Annotated in this window: 13 protein-coding genes; 9 read left to right on the top strand and 4 right to left on the bottom strand. The window is 71.2% G+C overall.

From position 1 onward, the window contains the following. The coding region (serC, locus tag OUY22_RS16600; RefSeq protein WP_270155880.1) for a phosphoserine transaminase at nucleotides 1–1,108 on the bottom strand (1,108 nt) is incomplete at its 3' end. Nucleotides 1,109–1,243: 135 nt separating this feature from the next. On the opposite strand from serC, the gene OUY22_RS16595 reads away from it, so the two are divergent. Beyond that, nucleotides 1,244–3,850: an ABC transporter substrate-binding protein gene (locus OUY22_RS16595; protein WP_270155879.1), complete on the top strand. Its 2,607-nt coding sequence runs from the start codon at nucleotides 1,244–1,246 to the stop codon at nucleotides 3,848–3,850. Between the two features lie 21 nt (nucleotides 3,851–3,871). Here OUY22_RS16595 and OUY22_RS16590 read toward each other — a convergent pair whose 3' ends face one another. Further along, nucleotides 3,872–4,978: a citrate synthase 2 gene (locus tag OUY22_RS16590; protein ID WP_270155878.1), complete on the bottom strand. Its 1,107-nt coding sequence runs from the start codon at nucleotides 4,976–4,978 to the stop codon at nucleotides 3,872–3,874. Between the two features lie 236 nt (nucleotides 4,979–5,214). Here OUY22_RS16590 and pdxH point away from each other — a divergent pair, with 236 nt between their 5' ends. The 5 genes from pdxH (at nucleotide 5,215) to OUY22_RS16565 (ending at nucleotide 11,128) form a co-directional block, all read left to right on the top strand. Further along, nucleotides 5,215–5,868, top strand: coding sequence for a pyridoxamine 5'-phosphate oxidase (gene pdxH / locus OUY22_RS16585; RefSeq protein WP_270155877.1), 654 nt, complete (start codon nucleotides 5,215–5,217; stop codon nucleotides 5,866–5,868). An 11-nt stretch (nucleotides 5,869–5,879) separates the two neighbouring features. Continuing rightward, the gene (locus OUY22_RS16580; RefSeq protein ID WP_270155876.1) at nucleotides 5,880–7,115 is read left to right on the top strand and encodes an MFS transporter; all 1,236 of its coding nucleotides are present in this window, start codon (nucleotides 5,880–5,882) and stop codon (nucleotides 7,113–7,115) included. Nucleotides 7,116–7,305: 190 nt separating this feature from the next. Further along, nucleotides 7,306–8,010, top strand: a complete 705-nt coding sequence (locus OUY22_RS16575) for a metal-dependent transcriptional regulator (protein ID WP_270155875.1) — start codon at nucleotides 7,306–7,308, stop codon at nucleotides 8,008–8,010. Between the two features lie 96 nt (nucleotides 8,011–8,106). Continuing rightward, entirely contained in the window at nucleotides 8,107–10,335 is a 2,229-nt protein-coding gene (locus OUY22_RS16570; RefSeq protein ID WP_270155874.1) for an ATP-binding SpoIIE family protein phosphatase, read from the top strand. Nucleotides 10,336–10,351: 16 nt separating this feature from the next. Next, complete coding sequence (locus OUY22_RS16565; RefSeq protein WP_270155873.1) at nucleotides 10,352–11,128, top strand: alpha/beta fold hydrolase; 777 nt, start codon at nucleotides 10,352–10,354, stop codon at nucleotides 11,126–11,128. Here the strand turns inward: OUY22_RS16565 and OUY22_RS16560 are convergent. Both OUY22_RS16560 and OUY22_RS16555 read right to left on the bottom strand, forming a co-directional pair. Continuing rightward, a complete protein-coding gene (locus OUY22_RS16560) occupies nucleotides 11,125–11,286 on the bottom strand; it encodes a hypothetical protein (protein ID WP_270155872.1) in 162 nt (53 codons plus the stop codon). The genes OUY22_RS16565 and OUY22_RS16560 overlap by 4 nt on opposite strands. Nucleotides 11,287–11,324: 38 nt before the next feature. Then, entirely contained in the window at nucleotides 11,325–12,470 is a 1,146-nt protein-coding gene (locus OUY22_RS16555) for an acyl-CoA dehydrogenase family protein (protein ID WP_270155871.1), read from the bottom strand. A gap of 218 nt (nucleotides 12,471–12,688) precedes the next feature. Between OUY22_RS16555 and OUY22_RS16550 the strand changes: the two genes are divergently transcribed. From OUY22_RS16550 to OUY22_RS16540, 3 genes are all read left to right on the top strand, one after another. Continuing rightward, nucleotides 12,689–13,990, top strand: coding sequence for a hypothetical protein (locus tag OUY22_RS16550; protein WP_270155870.1), 1,302 nt, complete (start codon nucleotides 12,689–12,691; stop codon nucleotides 13,988–13,990). Beyond that, a complete protein-coding gene (locus OUY22_RS16545; RefSeq protein ID WP_270155869.1) occupies nucleotides 13,987–14,775 on the top strand; it encodes a class F sortase in 789 nt (262 codons plus the stop codon). Before OUY22_RS16550 ends, OUY22_RS16545 begins: the two co-directional genes overlap by 4 nt. Before the next feature lie 99 nt (nucleotides 14,776–14,874). Beyond that, nucleotides 14,875–16,176, top strand: a complete 1,302-nt coding sequence (locus tag OUY22_RS16540) for a hypothetical protein (RefSeq protein ID WP_270155868.1) — start codon at nucleotides 14,875–14,877, stop codon at nucleotides 16,174–16,176. Nucleotides 16,177–16,179 lie beyond the last annotated feature (3 nt).

Raw genomic sequence — 16,179 nt, 5'->3', positions numbered from 1 at the left:
AGAGGCGCTCGACCACGTGGTCGACGCAGGCGGTCAGCGCCTCGACGTCGGCCGGGTCGACGGCCGGGAACATCGCGATGCGCAGCTGGTTGCGGCCCAGCTTGCGGTAGGGCTCGGTGTCGACGATGCCGTTGGCCCGCAGCACCTTGGCCACCGCCGCCGCGTCGACGTCGTCGGAGAAGTCGATCGTGCCGACCACCTGGGAGCGGAACTCCGGAGCGGCGAACGGGCTCGCGAACGACGACTTCTCCGCCCAGGTGTAGAGCCGCTGCGCCGAGTCGGCCGTGCGCGCGGTGGTCCAGGCCAGGCCGCCGTTGCCGTTCATCCAGTCGAGCTGGTCGGCCAGCAGGAACAGCGTGGCCACCGCCGGGGTGTTGTAGGTCTGGTCCTTGGCCGAGTTGTCGATCGCCACCGGCAGGCTGAAGAACTCCGGCACGAACCGGCCGCTCGCCGTGATCTCCTCGACGCGGGCCAGGGCGCGCGGCGACATCAGCGCGATCCACAGGCCGCCGTCGGAGGCGAAGCTCTTCTGCGGGGCGAAGTAGTAGACGTCGGTCTCGGACACGTCGACGGGCAGGCCGCCCGCGCCGGAGGTGGCGTCGACCAGCACCAGCGCGTCGTCGCCGCCGACCCGCTGGATCGGCATGGCGACGCCGGTCGAGGTCTCGTTGTGGGTGAGCGCGTAGACGTCGACGCCGTCCTCGGCGACCGCCTCGGGGTGGGTGCCGACCTCCGACTTGATCACCGAAGGGTCGGACAGCCACGGCGCCTTCTTGGCGACCGTCGCGAACTTCGAGGAGAACTCGCCGAACGACAGGTGCTGCGACCGGTCGCGGATGAGCCCGAAGGCGGCGATGTCCCAGAACGCGGTGGTGCCGCCGTTGCCGAGCACGACCTGGTAGCCCTCAGGCAGTGAGAACAGGTCGGCGAGGCCGGAGCGGACGCGGCCGACCAGGTTCTTGACCGGCTTCTGGCGGTGGGAGGTGCCCATGAGGCTCGCGCCGGAGGCGGCGAGCGCGGCCAGTTGCTCGGTGCGAACCTTCGAGGGCCCGCAGCCGAAACGGCCGTCGGCGGGCTTGATGTCTGCGGGAATCACGATGTCAGCCACCTCACCAGGTTACTGACGTGCGCCGACTGCCTGGTCCCCGGTCCGCGATCTGAGACGGGGCGTCCGGGTCGTCCAGGGTGCATCATGGTCACAACGGGACCGGCTTCGGGGGAAGTGAGTGCCAGGAGGCGGCGCATGCCTGAAGCCGATGTACTACGGGAGCTGTTCGACCGGCTCGTCCGGCGGGCCGCCCCGTGGCGGCGCGACCGGCCGCTGCCGCAGCTGACGGTCTTCCTGAGCGGCCCGCCGGACGCCGACCTGGCGCCGGTCGTGGCGCCGGGCGGCCGGGAGCTGCCGTTCCTGTCGCTCGACCCGGCCCGGCACCCGGACACGCGGTCGGTGGTCGCCGAGGCGGCGCGCCGGCTCGGCGAGCGGATCGGCCCCAAAGGGCTGCCCCGGATCAGGTTCCAGCTCACGGCCTTCGTGCTGCTGGTCATGGACCGCAGGGACGCGGGCCTGGTCAACGTCCCCGACATGGAGGAGGCGCTCGCCGCGCGTTCCCCCCGCCGGCGCGGGCCGGGGGAGGACCGGCCGGTGGTGGTCTGGCTGGACTACCTGAGCAGGCTGCTCACCGGGTGGATCCCGGCCGCCTCGGCGGTCGCCGCCGGGCTGGGCAATCTGACCACGATCCTGGGCTGGCTCCTGGCCGTGGCGGGCGGCGTCGCGGCGGCGGCCGGGCACGCCATGCTGCTCGCCCGTACGAACGTGCGCAACTCGTGGTTCCGCCGGCAGCGGTTCCAGCCGCGCGACCCGTGGGAGCGGCTGCCCGCCTACGCCGCCAGGCTGGCCGCGCACACGCCCGCGGAAGAGCTGGAGCTGCTGCTGGTCAGCGCCTTCCTGGAGGACCTGAGGCAGGCGTACAAGCGCCGCAGGCTGTTCCTGTGGCCGTCGTGGGCCCGCGCCTACCACTGCACCCTCTACCTGCGGAACACGCGCGGTCCCGTGCCGTTCCTGGAGCGGCTGCACACCGTGCGCGAGCAGGTGGCGCGCTGGGACCCGCTGCTGGTGGTCACCTCGGGGCCGAAGGTGCCCGAACTGGTGCGGCAGGTCAGGACCGTGCGGGTGGGCCCGGACGGGGACGGCTACCGTGACTGGCTGCGCCAGGCGAGCCACCGCTACGGCCCTGCCTACCTGGTGGCCGAGGACGTCGCGCTGACGGCCGCGCAGCCCGCTCCGCGGCCGCTGGCCCCGCACGGCCACAAGCGGGTCAGGGCCTACTGGACGGTCATGGCGGCCCTGCTCGTGGTGCCGCTGGTCCTGTCGGGCGGGTGGGTCTGGAACACCTCCAGGACCTACTGCCAAGCCCCCGACGTGCTGCGGGACGAGGGCGAGTGCGTCGGGCTCAGCTACGCGGGCGGCTCCTTCCACGACCGCCTGACCAAGCCGCTCGAGCTCATCGCGGCCGAGAACGAGAAGGCGGTCGCCGGCGGCCGATGGGTCGAGATCGCCTACATGGGCCCGATGACGGGCAGCCCCGAGGCGCTGCTGGCCGGCTCGCAGGGGGAGCTGTACGGGATCGCCGCCTACCAGCGGGCCTACAACGACCCCGGAAGCCAGCGGCCCAAGCTGCGCATCCTGCTCGCCAACCCGGGCCGGGGCTTCCGGCGCGCGGTGCCGGTGGCGCGGCAGGTGGTCGAGCGGCTGGAGGGGGGCGCCCCGCTGGTCGGGGTGATCGGCATGGCGCAGAGCTGGAGCCGCAACCAGGAGGCCATCGCGGTGCTGAACGCGGCGGGGCTGCCCGTGATGGTGACCGTCGGCACCGCCGACGACCTGGCCGTCCACCAGAAGGTGCCGGCGCCGTACTTCTTCCGGATGGCCGCCGACAACGCCAGGGAGGCCAGGGCCGCGGCGGCGTGGATCAAGGCGGGCACCGGCGGGCTGCCGCGGGCCCGCGCCGTGACGCTGCTGGAGGACGTCACCGACGGGGACCTCTACAGCAGCGGCCTGGCCGCCCGCTTCGCCGAGGCGTTCGGCGCCGAGCACGTCACCCGGCTGCGCTACACCGGTCACCAGCAGCTCAAGGCGCAGGTGAGGCTGGCCTGCCCCGGCGACGACGGGCTGATCTTCTACACCGGCCGCGGCGACGACTTCGCCACGTTCGTCGACAGCCTCAACGAGAGCTGCACCCCGGCCCGCACCCATCACGTGCTCGCGTCCGACGACGTGACCAAGTACGTCCAGGACAACCGGCAGAGGCTCAGCGAACACCCCAACCTGCGGCTGCACTACATCACCCTCGCCTGGGAGGGCGCCTGGCGCTCGCCGGACGCGGGCGCGGGCCAGGGCGGCAACGCGCAACTGGCCCGGCTGCTGGAGCTGATCGGGGGCGACAAGCGGCCGTCCACGCTGCACGCGATGCTCGCCTACGACGCGGCGCTCGCCCTCGGCCTGGCGGTCGGCTCCGCCGACGGCGGCACGCGCGTCGCCGGTCAGGACGCCCCGGGCAAGGCCCCCGTCCCGGACAAGGGCATGGTCCTGTACGGGCTCAGCACCCTGGGCAGGCAGTACGGCACCACCGGCGTCATCGAGTTCACCAGAGGCAGGGGGCCGCACGAGTCGGCCGACAAGCCCGTCATGCTGGTCCACCTGCCCAGGAGCGAGCCGGGCCGGCAGGCGGGCCAGGTGCTGGTGGGCATGTGCGGCAACCTCACCGAGGTGGCGCCGCCGGAGAGCCTGTGCCCCGACCCCGGCCTGCGCGAGGACGACAACGGCCCGCCGGAGCCCGGCGGGCCGTTCTCGTGAGACCGGTGAGGCCGGCGCGGATCAGATCGTGCCGACGACCTCGTCGGCGCCGGGGACGTCCGACAGCGGCCGCGAGGCCGGGCCGATGTAGTTCGCGCTCGGGCGGACCAGCCTGCCGGTGCGCTTCTGCTCCAGGATGTGGGCGGCCCAGCCGGCGGTGCGGGCGCAGGTGAACATCGAGGTGAACATGTGGGACGGCACCTCGGCGAAGTCCAGCACCACCGCGGCCCAGTACTCGACGTTGGTGGCGAGCACCCGGTCGGGCTTGCGGGCGTGCAGCTCCTCCAGGGCGGCCTTCTCCAGAGCCGCCGCGACCTCGTAGCGGGGCGCGTCCAGCTCCTTGGCCGTGCGGCGCAGCACCCGGGCGCGCGGGTCCTCCGCGCGGTAGACGCGGTGGCCGAAGCCCATGAGACGCTGGCCCTTGTCGAGCTCGCTCTGCACGTACTTCTTCGCGTCGCCCATCTGCTCGACGCCCTCGATCATGTGCAGCACCCGCGCCGGGGCGCCGCCGTGCAGCGGGCCCGACATGGCGCCGACCGCGCCGGAGAGCGCCGCCGCCACGTCGGCGCCGGTGGAGGCGATGACGCGGGCGGTGAACGTGGACGCGTTCATGCCGTGCTCGGCCGCGGAGGTCCAGTAGGCGTCGATGGCCTTGACGTGCCTGGGGTCGGGCTCACCACGCCAGCGGATCATGAAGCGCTCGACGATGGTCTTGGCCTCGTCGACGCGCTTCTGCGGCACCATCGGCAGGCCGAGGCCGCGCGCCGACTGGGCCACGAAGGACAGCGCCATCACCGAGGCGCGGGCGAGCTGGTCGCGCGCCTCGTCGTCGCCGATGTCGAGCAGCGGCTTGAAGCCGTAGGCGGGAGCCAGCATGGCCAGCGCGCTCTGCACGTCGACGCGGATGTCGCCGGAATGGACGGGAATGGGGTACGGCTCCGCCGGGGGGAGGCCCGGCTGGAACTTGTTGTCGACCAGCAGCCCCCAGACGTGTCCGAAGGGGACACGGCCGACGAGCTCCTCGATGTCGACGCCCCGGTATCGAAGGGCGCCCCCTTCTTTGTCCGGTTCCGCGATCTCGGTCTCGAAGGCTACGACGCCCTCGAGGCCGGGTTTGAAGTCGGACACGTCGGCCGCCTCCCTTTCCTGCCATGTTCCGGCATTGCTGTGCCAGTGGTAGCGGCCGCCGCAGGAGTCGTTGGCCCGTCCTGTGAGCGTTCCGCTATGTTGATGTCGAGATACCGGCGGGTCAATTTAACCCCCTCCCTTCCCGTGGCCGGTCGCCGGACCCGCCGCTAGGACGAAACCGCAGGTAGAGGGCCTGGTATGAGACTTGTCCACCGGGCGCGCAAGAATACCTTCTCGTGGATGCCACCTCGCGCCCGCCCTCGCTGGCGGGGCTTCGCCGCTCGTACGTGGGCGAACCGCTGCTCGAAACCGCCGTCGCGGCCGATCCGGTCGTCCAGTTCACCACCTGGTTCCAGGAGGCGCTCGAGGCCGGCCTGCCGGAGCCGAACGCCATGGTGGTGGCCACCGCCTCCGCCGGCGGCCGGCCCAGCGCCCGCACGGTGCTGCTCAAGGAGTACGACGAGCGCGGGTTCGTCTTCTACACCAACTACGAGTCCCGCAAGGGCCGCGACCTGGCCGAGAACCCGCGCGCGTCGCTGCTGTTCCCCTGGCATCCCATCCGCCGCCAGGTGCGCGTCGAGGGCACGGTGACCCGTCTGTCGCACGAGGAGTCGGCCGCCTACTTCGCCTCCCGGCCGTACGGGTCGCGCATCGGCGCGTGGGCCTCGCGCCAGTCCGCGGTCGTGCGCTCGCGGGAGGTCCTGGACGCCCGCTACGAGGAGCTCTCGGCCCGGTGGCCCGAGGAGCCGCCGGTGCCCGACTTCTGGGGCGGCTACCTGGTGACGCCGCGCGAGGTGGAGTTCTGGCAGGGGCGGATGGACCGGATGCACGACCGGCTCCGCTACCGCCGTGGCCAGGGCGGCTGGGTGCTGGAGAGGCTTGCCCCTTAATCTGACCGCTTGTGTCGTTCGGGGAGTTCGTCAAGCGTCATCTGGTCGACACCCGGCCGCTCCGGGTGCCCGCCTACCGGCGCATCTGGATCGGCCAGGCGGTCTCGCACGTCGGGCTCGGCGTCACCGTGGTCGCGGTCAGCCAGCAGGTCTACGTACTGACGGGCTCCTCGTTCTGGGTCGGCATGCTGGGCCTGGCCAACCTGATCCCGCTGGTCGTGTTCGGGCTCTGGGGCGGGGCCGTGGCCGACGCGGTGGACCGGCGCAAGCTGCTCGTCGCCGGGTCGCTGGTGGCCTGGCTCGGCATCGTGCTCATCCTGGCGCAGTCGATCGCCGGCGTGCCGAACGTCTACACGCTGCTCGCCGCGGTGGGGCTGAGCGCGGCCGGGTTCGCGATCAGCTCGTCCACCAGGGGCGCGATCATCCCCAGGCTGCTGCCTCCCGAGCTGGTGCCGTCGGCCAACGCGCTCAACTCGCTCGTCTACAGCATCGGCGCGGTCGGCGGGCCCATGGTCGGCGGCGTGGTGCTGCAGCAGGGCGGGTTCGCGGCCGCGTACGCGGTGGACGCGGTGCTGTTCACGGCCAGCCTGTACGCCGCCTTCCGGCTGCCCGCGCTGCCCCCGCTCGGCGAGGTGTCCAGGCCCGGCTGGAGGTCGGTGGGGGAGGGGCTGCGGTTCATCGTCACCAGCCCGATCCTGCTGATGTCGTTCGCCGTGGACATCATCGCCATGGTGTTCGCGCTGCCCAGGGCGCTCTTCCCGGAGCTGGCCGACCAGCGCTTCGGCGGGTCGCTGCTGGCGCTGGCCTGGCTCAACTCCGCGATGGCCGTCGGCGCGGTGCTCGGCGGGCTGTTCTCCGGCTGGGTCACCCGGGTCAAGCGGCAGGGGCTGGCGCTCGTCCTCGTCATCGCGCTGTGGGGGCTGGCCGTGGCGGCGGCGGGGATGGCCGACCAGCTCTGGCTCGTGGTGGCGTTCATGGCCGTCGGGGGAGCGGCCGACGTGGTGTCGTCGGTGTGGCGGCAGTCGATCCTGCAGCTCTACGCGCCCGACGAGATGCGCGGGCGGCTGCAGGGCGTGTTCATGGTGGTCGTCGCGGGCGGGCCCCGGCTGGGCGACGTGCGCGCCGGCGCCACCGCGACGGCGTTCGGGCTGACGACGGCGTGGGTCGGCGGCGGGCTCGCCTGCGCGCTCGCGGTCCTGGTCGCCGGGCTGTCGGTGGCGAGCTTCAGGAACTACCGGTCGCGCTGAGAGCGGGACGCCGGCTGAGCCCCGCACCCGACTCAAGATCGTGACTTTCGGGAAGGAAAGCAGCCGCTGAGTTGTTGCCAATCTTTGTCATCGCCGGTCGTTCTCCCCCTAGGCTTCGACCTGATCCTGTGCCCGCAGCGGAAGGGCTCAGTCCCGAGACGACCGGCTAGCATGGCATGAGGGAGGAGCCTTGACCGCACACGGCCTGATCGACACCACGGAGATGTACCTCCGGACGATTTACGAGCTCGAGGAGGAGGGCATCATCCCCCTCCGTGCCCGCATCGCCGAGCGCCTGCAGCAGAGCGGCCCGACCGTGAGCCAGACCGTGGGCCGGATGGAGCGCGACGGACTCGTCCGCGTCGAGGGCGACCGCCACCTGGCGATGACCGAGCTCGGCCGCACCCTGGCCACGCGGGTGATGCGCAAGCACCGCCTCGCCGAGTGCCTGCTGATCGACGTGATCGGCATGCCCTGGGAGGAGGTGCACGTCGAGGCCTGCCGCTGGGAGCACGTGATGTCCGAGTCGGTGGAGCAACGCCTGGTCAAGCTGCTCGGCAACCCCACGTCCTGCCCGCACGGCAACCCCATCCCCGGCCTGGCCGAACTCGGCGCCGAGGAGGCCGCCGAGGCGGCGGAGTCCCAGCTCACCCCCATGGTCGAGGTCGCCGGCTCCCACGCCGTGCCCGTGACCGTGCGCCGAATTAGCGAACAAGTGCAAAGCGATCCCGCTCTGATGCTTAAACTCAAGCAAGTTGGGATACAACCCGGACGCGAGGTGACGCTCGCGGCGAGCGACGACGGTGTGCGGGTGACAGGTGACGGTGACGCGAACGACTCTCTCGCGGAGATCCCGCGCGACGTGGCGGCACACGTCTTCGTGTCCAGGCGCTGATCTCATCCGGGAGACCCTCCACTCCCCCCCGGCCAAGACTGTTGCAGGAGCGCTCGTGGTCCTTTCCCGCACGCTTCCCCGAGGAGTGGTCTCCGGATGACCCGATGGGGGGATCTGTCCCACGACGCGGCCGATCAGCTGGCCGCCTCGTCGGTCCTCGATCATGCCGAGATGGCCGTGGTGGTGACGGACCGGTTCAGCAACCTCCTCTATTGGAACCCGTTCGCCGAGAAGCTGTTCGGCCGGCCGGGCAAGTCGGCGCGCGACTCCTCCGTGCTCTCCTTCGGCATCATGGAGAAGGACCAGCCGCAGGCGATCGAGCTGGCCAAACACGTGCTCAAGGGCAACGTCTGGGAGGGCACGTTCGACGTCCGCCGCGGCGACGGCGCCATCGTCTACGTCCGCGCCCAGGCGGTGCCGCTGCGCCACCCGTCGGGCTCGGTGACCGGCATCGTCATCACCGCCCGCGAGGCGCTGCGCAGCAACGAGCGGGAGAAGGACCGCTTCGGGCTGCTGGAGCGCATCGGCGAGCGGCTGGCCGGCTCGCTGTACGTGGAGGAGACGCTCAAGCGAGTGGCGGAGATGCTCGTCCCGCAGTTCGCCGACCACTGCTTCATCGAGCTGATGGAGGGCGACCGGCTGGTGCGCCGGGTCTCCCAGCACGTGCAGGGGTGGGATCCGCCGCCCGGGACGTGGATGCCCGTCGGAGCGGAGATCCGCTACCCGGCCGGCCACTACGCCGACGCCGCGCTGCGCCGTCAGGAGACCATCCTCGTCGACGACTTCGCCGGCAACAACTTCCCGGCTCCCAGTGAGAGCAGCGCGCGGCTGTGCGGCGAGGTCGGCATGAACTCGGCGATCGTCGCGCCGCTCACCGTGCGAGGCGAGACGCTCGGCCTGATGTACCTCGGGCTGTCCGACCTCACCGAGCGCCGCAGCCCTCACTACGACGCCTTCGACCGCGACTTCGTCGGCGCCATCGCCACCCGGGTCGCGGTCGCCATCGACAACGCGCTGCTGTTCGAGGAGGAGCGCCACACCGCCGAGTCGTTCCAGAAGCACTTGCTGCCGGGGGCGCTGCCCCAGCTCGACGGGCTCCACATCGCGGTCCGCTACTATCCCGCCGCGCCGCTCGCCTCCCACGGTCAGGGCATCCAGACCCAGGTGGGCGGCGACTGGTACGACGTGATCCCGCTCTCGGCCGGCCGGGTCGGCATCGTGATCGGCGACGTGGAGGGCCGGGGCGCCAAGGCGGCCGCCATCATGGGCCAGTTGCGGGCCGCGCTGCGCGCCTTCGCGCAGGACGACAAGTCGCCCGCCGACATCCTGGCCAGGCTCGACGAGTGGACCCGCATCATCGCCACCCCGGAGAAGGACGACTCCGGCGCCGACATCAGCGTCCCGCCCATCGTCACCTGCCAGTACCTCGTCTACGACGCCTGGTCGCGGCAGCTGTCGTTCGCCAACGCGGGCCACGCCCCCCCGCTGCTGCTGAGCGACGGCGAGTGCGTGGAGCTGGACATCGAGGAGGTCGGCCAGCCGCTGGGCGTGCGCGCCAAGGGCATGCACGCCGACCTGGTCTACAAGGAGGAGACCCGCACGCTTCCTCCCGGCGCCGCGCTGCTGCTCTACACCGACGGCCTGGTCGACCGCCGCCCGGCCGCCCGCTCCGGTTCCCCCGAGGAGCAGGAGACGCTCGGCGTGCTCTGCGAGAAGCTCGCCACGATGACCAAGGCGGAGGTCGAGCGCATCGCCGAGGCGGCCACGGTGGCCGTGCCCGGCGAGATCGACGACGACATGGCGATCCTGGTCATCCGCTCCAGCGACGAGGACCTCGACGTGGCGGAGCGCACGTTCCCGGCCCAGCCGATCATGGTGGGGGAGGCGCGGCGGATGGCCTCCGACGCCTTCGCCGACTGGAACGTCCCCGAGGAGCGGGCCGAGCTGGCCTGCCTGCTGGTGTCCGAGGTCGTCACCAACGTGGTGCTGCACGCCTCGACCGCCACGGTGCCGCGCAGGGAGCTGGTGGTCGACGGGCCGCCGTTGCCCTTCGAGGAGTCGTGGGACATGCCGGGCTTCGACAGCTTCGACGACGAGGTGGCCGGCGACAAGGAGTTCACCCTCCGGCTGCGCCGTGGCGAGGAATCCGTCTGGGTGGAGGTCTTCGACCAGGACCTGCGGCTGCCGCGCATCCGCAGCGCGGGCGAGAACGACGAGGGCGGCCGCGGCCTCTACCTCGTCGACCAGTTGGCCAAGCGCTGGGGCTCGCGTCCCACCAGGGAAGGCAAAGCGGTCTGGTTCGAGATTCCCACCAGGGGCCGGTGAGTGGTTCACTGCCTGAATGGAGCTGGCCTTTGACCGCCGGGGCACCGGCGAGCCGCTGATTCTGATCCACGGCATCGGTCACCACTGGCAGGGATGGCTGCCGGTGCTGGATCGGCTGGCGGCGGCGCGTGACGTGATCGCCATCGACCTGCCGGGGTTCGGGCGCTCGCCCGGACTGCCCGACGGCGTCCCGTACACCCCTGAGTCGCTGGCCGACGCGGTCGAGTCGTTCTGCGCGCTGCTGGGCATCCGCGACCCGCACGTCGCGGGCAACTCGCTCGGCGGCTACCTGGCGCTCGAGCTGGCCGCGCGCGGCACCGTACGCACGGCGACGGCGCTCTCGCCCGCCGGGTTCTGGTCCCGCTCCGAGCTGCTCTACTGCCAGGCGATGCTCCGGGCGACCCGGAGGACGGCGCGGTCGCTGCCCCCGGAGCGGGCCGCCGAGCTGGCGGAGAACCCGGTCGGCCGGGCGCTGTCGGTCGGCCTGATGGTCGCGCACCCGTCCCGCATGACGCCGACCGCGCTGCTCGCCGCGACGCAGGCGCTCGCCTCGGCGAGCGGGTTCGACGAGACGCTGGAGTCGTTCACGAACGTGATGCCGCCCGCGCCGCCCAAGGCGCCGATCACCATCGCCTGGGGCGAGCGCGACCGGCTGCTGCTCCGCCGCCAGGCGGTCCGCGCCGCCAAGTGGTCGGGCCAGCGGGTCAAGCTGCTCAAGGACTGCGGCCACCTGCCGATGACCGACGATCCGGCGCTGGTGACGCGGGTGCTGCTGGAGGGCAGCGGCGGCTAACGCATCGTCTGGCCCCACAGCAGGAGCATGACGATGATGAAGACGATCATCACCCCGGCGTAGCCGAGGGGTCCGAGCCGGATCGCCCGGCGCACCCGGTTCAGGCCCCAGGCGAACAGCAGGGCCAGGAAGACCAGGAGGATCAGGCCGCTGTCCATGCTGTCCAGTATGCGCCGCCGGCTCGGACCCGCGCGCGTCAAAAGCCGAAGGACCGGCCGATGATCTCCTTCATGATCTCGGTGGTGCCGCCGTAGATGGTCTGCACCCGGCTGTCCAGCCAGGCCTTGGCCACCGGATACTCCATCATGTAGCCGTAACCGCCGTGCAGCTGGAGGCACCGGTCGATGACCTTCGTCTGCAGCTCGGTCGTCCACCACTTGGCCTTGGCCGCGTCGACCGCGGTGAGCGTGCCGGCGTTGAGCGCCAGGACGCACTTGTCCACGTAGTGGCGGGCGATCTCCGTCTCGGTGGCCAGCTCGGCGAGCACGAACCGGGTGTTCTGGAACGAGCCGAGGTTGCGGCCGAACGCCTGGCGGTTCTTGCAGTACTCGATCGTCTCGGCCAGCACCGTCTCCGCCGCCGCCACGGCCGCCACCGCGATCGACATCCGCTCCTGCGGCAGGTTGTTCATCAGCTGGAAGAAGCCCTGGCCGTCCTCGGCCCCCAGGCGGTTGGCGACCGGCACCCGCACGTTCTCGAAGAACAGCTCGGCGGTGTCCTGAGCCTTCATCCCGATCTTGTCGAGGTTGCGGCCCCGGCCGAAGCCCTCCATGCCCCGCTCCACGACGAGCAGCGTCACGCCCCTGGCGCCGGCCGACGGGTCGGTCTTGGCGACGACCACGACGAGGTCGGCGTTGATGCCGTTGGTGATGAACGTCTTCTGCCCGTTGACCACGTAGTGATCGCCTTCGCGGACCGCGGTCGTCCTGATGCCCTGCAGGTCGCTGCCCGCGCCCGGCTCGGTCATCGCGATGGCGGTGATCAGCTCGCCGCTGACGAACCCGGGCAGCCACCGCTCCTTCTGCCCGTCGTCCGTCAGATCCACGAGGTACGGGGCCATGACGTCGTTGTGCAGCGAGAAGCCCAGCCCGGAGGCGCCCTTGCCGATGAGCTCCTCGACGATGACCGCGTTGTAGCGGAAGTCCTTGATGCCGGCGCCGCCGTACTCCTCGGGCACCGAGAACCCGAACATGCCGACCTCTCCGGCCTTCTTCCAGACGTCCCGGGGGACGATGCCGTCCTTCTCCCACTGGTCGTGGTGGGGGGCTACCTCGCGGGTCATGAACTCGCGGACGGTCTCCCGGAAGAGCAGGTGTTCCTCGTCGAAGAGGTCTCGCTCCATGACGCCTCCAAGGTGGGTTCGATGCAACCAGAATACGATTCTGGCGTCTGGACACGGGTTCATCACAAGTGCTGGGAGTTGTGCCTGTTGTTCCGGTTGCCGACCCTAAGATCTACCTTCGGTTCCGTGTGCGTGATCGGAGAAGTGTCGTGAGTCGGTGGCGTAAGGCGTGGATCGCCGCATCGGTCGGCTTGGTGGCCTCGGCCGGCCTCCTGACCATGCCTGCTGAGGCACAGACCTTCAACCTGGTGGTCGACTACAGCTGCACCGACGGCGTCGCCGGGAACGCGCCGGTGACGCTCACGGCCCGGGTGAAGATACCGACCAGCGTGCAGACGGGCAGCATGCTCTCGCTCGGCTGGGCGGTCGAGTACACCGGCACCCGCCGGTTCATGTCCCCCGGTTACTTCCCGCCCGGCGCCCAGGTGTCGCTCGTCGGCAACGTCAAGCTGGAAGGCGCCTGGAACGGCGTCCTGCAGCCGCGCGGCGTCGAGGAGCAGGGCGCGCTCCAGCCCAACCAGCGTCTCGAAGCGCCCGAGGGCATGTCGTCCGAGGCGCACATGACCGAGGAAGGCGTGATCAGGCTCACGCCGCAGAACCTCACCGTCGACTTCGTCCCGCCCGCCGGCGAGGAGATCGTCAACAACGACGAACTGGACCGGATCACGTACAAGGGCCCCGGCTGGGCCTACCAGGGCTCCCTGCCGATGCAGTACGGCGACCACGGACGTGACCTGCACACCACCAGCAACCGCACGGACGAGGCGGTCATCAAGTTCCACGGCACCGGCTTCGAGGTCCTCGGCCGCAGGATGCCCGACGTCGGCCGGATCCGCGTGATCATCGACGACGACGAGTCCGCGATCGTGGACACGTCGAGGACCGAGACCGGCGAGCCCACCAACGTCATCCAGGGCAACTCCACGCTGTGGCGGCGCGACGATCTGCCGTACGGGTTCCACCGGCTGGCCGTGCGGGCCCTCGACGACGGCAAGAACATCCACCTCGACGCGTTCAAGCTGCTCACCGCGGAGATGATCAACCCGCCGACGCTGCACAGGGCCACCTGCACGATCACCAACAACCCGGGCACCGTCGAGATCAACGTCGGTGGATCGACCCCCGGCCCGACGGACACGGGCAGCCCGACCTCGACCCCCACGGACACCGACCCGCCGACCGACGATCCGACGGACACCACCTCGCCGACGCCGAGCACCAGCACCACCACGCCCGGCCGGCACCCCTTCCCCAGCGCGAGCGGCCACGTGAGCGTCGTGGTGCCCGGAGCCACCACGACGCCCACCGCGACGCCCACCGTCAACCCCACCGTCACGAACTACAAGGCGCAGGTCCTCGCGACCCCCACGGGCGGGGTGGACACCGGTGAGGCGCCCGAACGGGAGACCGGCTCACCCGGCCTGCTGCTGGGCGGAAGCCTGCTGCTGATGGGCAGCGTCACCGGCGGCCTGCTGATGCGCCGCCGCCGCGCCGAGCACGCCGGAGGGATGGACCGATGACCCAGCCGCAGAAGTCCCCGACGAGCCGCGCCACGCCGGCGCTGCTGATCGCCGGCTCGCTCGGCGGCGTCGGCGCCATCATGGTCGGCCTGCTGTCGTTCATCCCGCCGGTGGACGACGGATCGGGACCGGTCCCGCAGGCCCAGCAGGGCGAGCCGACGGCGGTGCAGTTCCAGAACGCGGGCGCCTTCCAGCTCGCCCCCACCGTGGGCCCTGGCGGCAAGGACGTGCCGCTCACCCCGGCCCGCCTGGAGGCGCCGCCGCCCCTGGCCGCCGTGCCGACCGTGGCGGCGATCCCGCCGGTCAAGTCCAAGGCCGCCAAGGCCAGGACCAGGCCGACCCGGATCAAGATCCCCGAGATCAAGGTGAACGCGAGGATCGGCGCCGTCAAGCTGACCAAGGCGGGCGTCCTCGGCACCCCGCCGCTCAGCAAGCCGAACCTGACGGGCTGGTACAACAAGAGCCCGCTCCCCGGCGAGCTCGGCCCCTCGATCATCAACGGCCACGTCAGCACCAAGAAGGGCGCGGCCGTCTTCAAGCGCCTCGGCGAGCTGGCCAAGGGCGACCACATCTACGTGTACAGGTCGGACGGCAAGGTCGCCCGCTACACGGTGAGCGGGATCGAGCAGGTCAGCAAGAAGACCTTCCCGACCAACCGGGTCTACGGCAACACCAACGACGCCCAGCTCCGCCTGATCACCTGTGGAGGCGTCTACAACAAGAAGGCGCACAGCTACACCGACAACATCGTGGTGTACGCGACGTTGTCGAAAAAGAAGGGTTGACGGGCGAGGTTTTGGCGGTTTACGGAAGCCTGACAGGATGAGTCCGTATGCTCTTGGCTCTACGCGACCATGAAGACTGTGCTGAATTGGAGTAGGACAGTGCTGACGTCCCAGGCGCGGCGCCGCCTCGCCCAGAAGACCTCCTCGGCCTTGGTGCTGGTGGGCGCCTCCGTCCTTCTCGCTGGTTCGCTGCTCGTCGGCTCGGCCCCCGCGAGTGCGGCGACGCTCGTGGTCGAGAAGAGTTTCACCTACGCCTGCAGCGGCGGACCTTTCAGCAACACGTCGATCACGGTCAAGCTGAGCGCCCCTGATTCTGCGGCGGCGGGATCGCCGGTCAACGTCACCGTCGGCATCCCCGCCCTGACCCTCCGTCAGGCGGTGACCACCGCGACGACCGTGTCAGCCAACGCCACGCTGACGGTCACGAACGGCACGGTCACCCCGGGCCCGAAGACGGGAGCGGCCGTCGCGGTCAACCAGACCGCTGTCCCGGCGGGTGACGTGATCTATCCCGTCGCGGTCACCGCTGCGGCGACCGGCAACGTGACCGTCAAGCCCGGGAACCTCACGCTGGCCCTCGCCTCGGCCGCCACCACCGTGACGACCTGCACCACCACCTCGACCGAGGTGCTGGAGGTGCCCATCGGCGCCGGCGGCGGCGACGACAACGTCGTCTCCTACCAGTGCACGCTCGCCACCACCAGCGGCACCGACCCCGCCTACCCCGCCACCGTGGACGTCAAGATCACGGCGACCATGCCGACCGGGGCCAGGACGAACCAGGACGCCTCCATCACCTGGGCGAGCGCCGTGCAGACGACCGCTGACGAGCTGAAGGTGCCGACGGGCGGGTTCCCGACCGGCAGCAAGTTCTTCGCCACGGTCAAGGCCAGCGGCGCCGGGGCCCCGCCCACCGCGACGGGCGAGGCCGCCGCCACGGGGACCGCCGGGCAGAGCCTGACGACCCTGCCCACCGTGACCATCAAGGTGAGGCCCACGACCGCCGGCACCGTCACCATCACACCCGGCGACCTGGCCTTCGGCACGACCGCCGCCGCCGCGGCCGTCAAGTGCGCGGCTCCTACGACCGGCCTGCCGACCTTCACGTTCCAGGTCACCGCAGGAAGTGCGTCGCCGAGCCCCAGCCCGAGTCCCAGTCCCAGCCCGAGCAACACCACCCCGACCCCGACCAGGACCACCACGGTGATCGTCACCGAGACGCCCGACGAGGAGACCAGCCCGACGCGGCGGTCGTCGCAGACGCCCAAGGACGGGGTGGCGACCGGGGCCGGCGGGGACGCCGGGCCTGACGGGCGGATGTTCATTGTCGCCGGGTCGATGCTGGTCCTGGCCGCCGGGGGCGGCGGGCTGCTGATGCGCCGGCGCGCCGCCAGGGGGTGATCG

The sequence above is a fragment of the Nonomuraea corallina genome (genome assembly GCF_027620315.1).
GTDB lineage: Bacteria > Actinomycetota > Actinomycetes > Streptosporangiales > Streptosporangiaceae > Nonomuraea > Nonomuraea corallina.
The sequence above is the reverse complement of the archived record's forward strand: the minus strand, read 5'-3'. Positions and strand labels throughout refer to the sequence as shown.

Coding starts and splice junctions, on each gene's coding strand:
- OUY22_RS16595 (WP_270155879.1), top strand. CDS start 1,244: ATGCCTGAAGCCGATGTACTACGGGAGCTGTTCGACCGGCTCGTCCGG.
- OUY22_RS16570 (WP_270155874.1), top strand. CDS start 8,107: ATGACCCGATGGGGGGATCTGTCCCACGACGCGGCCGATCAGCTGGCC.
- OUY22_RS16565 (WP_270155873.1), top strand. CDS start 10,352: ATGGAGCTGGCCTTTGACCGCCGGGGCACCGGCGAGCCGCTGATTCTG.
- OUY22_RS16560 (WP_270155872.1), bottom strand. CDS start 11,286: ATGGACAGCGGCCTGATCCTCCTGGTCTTCCTGGCCCTGCTGTTCGCC.
- OUY22_RS16555 (WP_270155871.1), bottom strand. CDS start 12,470: ATGGAGCGAGACCTCTTCGACGAGGAACACCTGCTCTTCCGGGAGACC.
- OUY22_RS16550 (WP_270155870.1), top strand. CDS start 12,689: ATGCCTGCTGAGGCACAGACCTTCAACCTGGTGGTCGACTACAGCTGC.
- OUY22_RS16545 (WP_270155869.1), top strand. CDS start 13,987: ATGACCCAGCCGCAGAAGTCCCCGACGAGCCGCGCCACGCCGGCGCTG.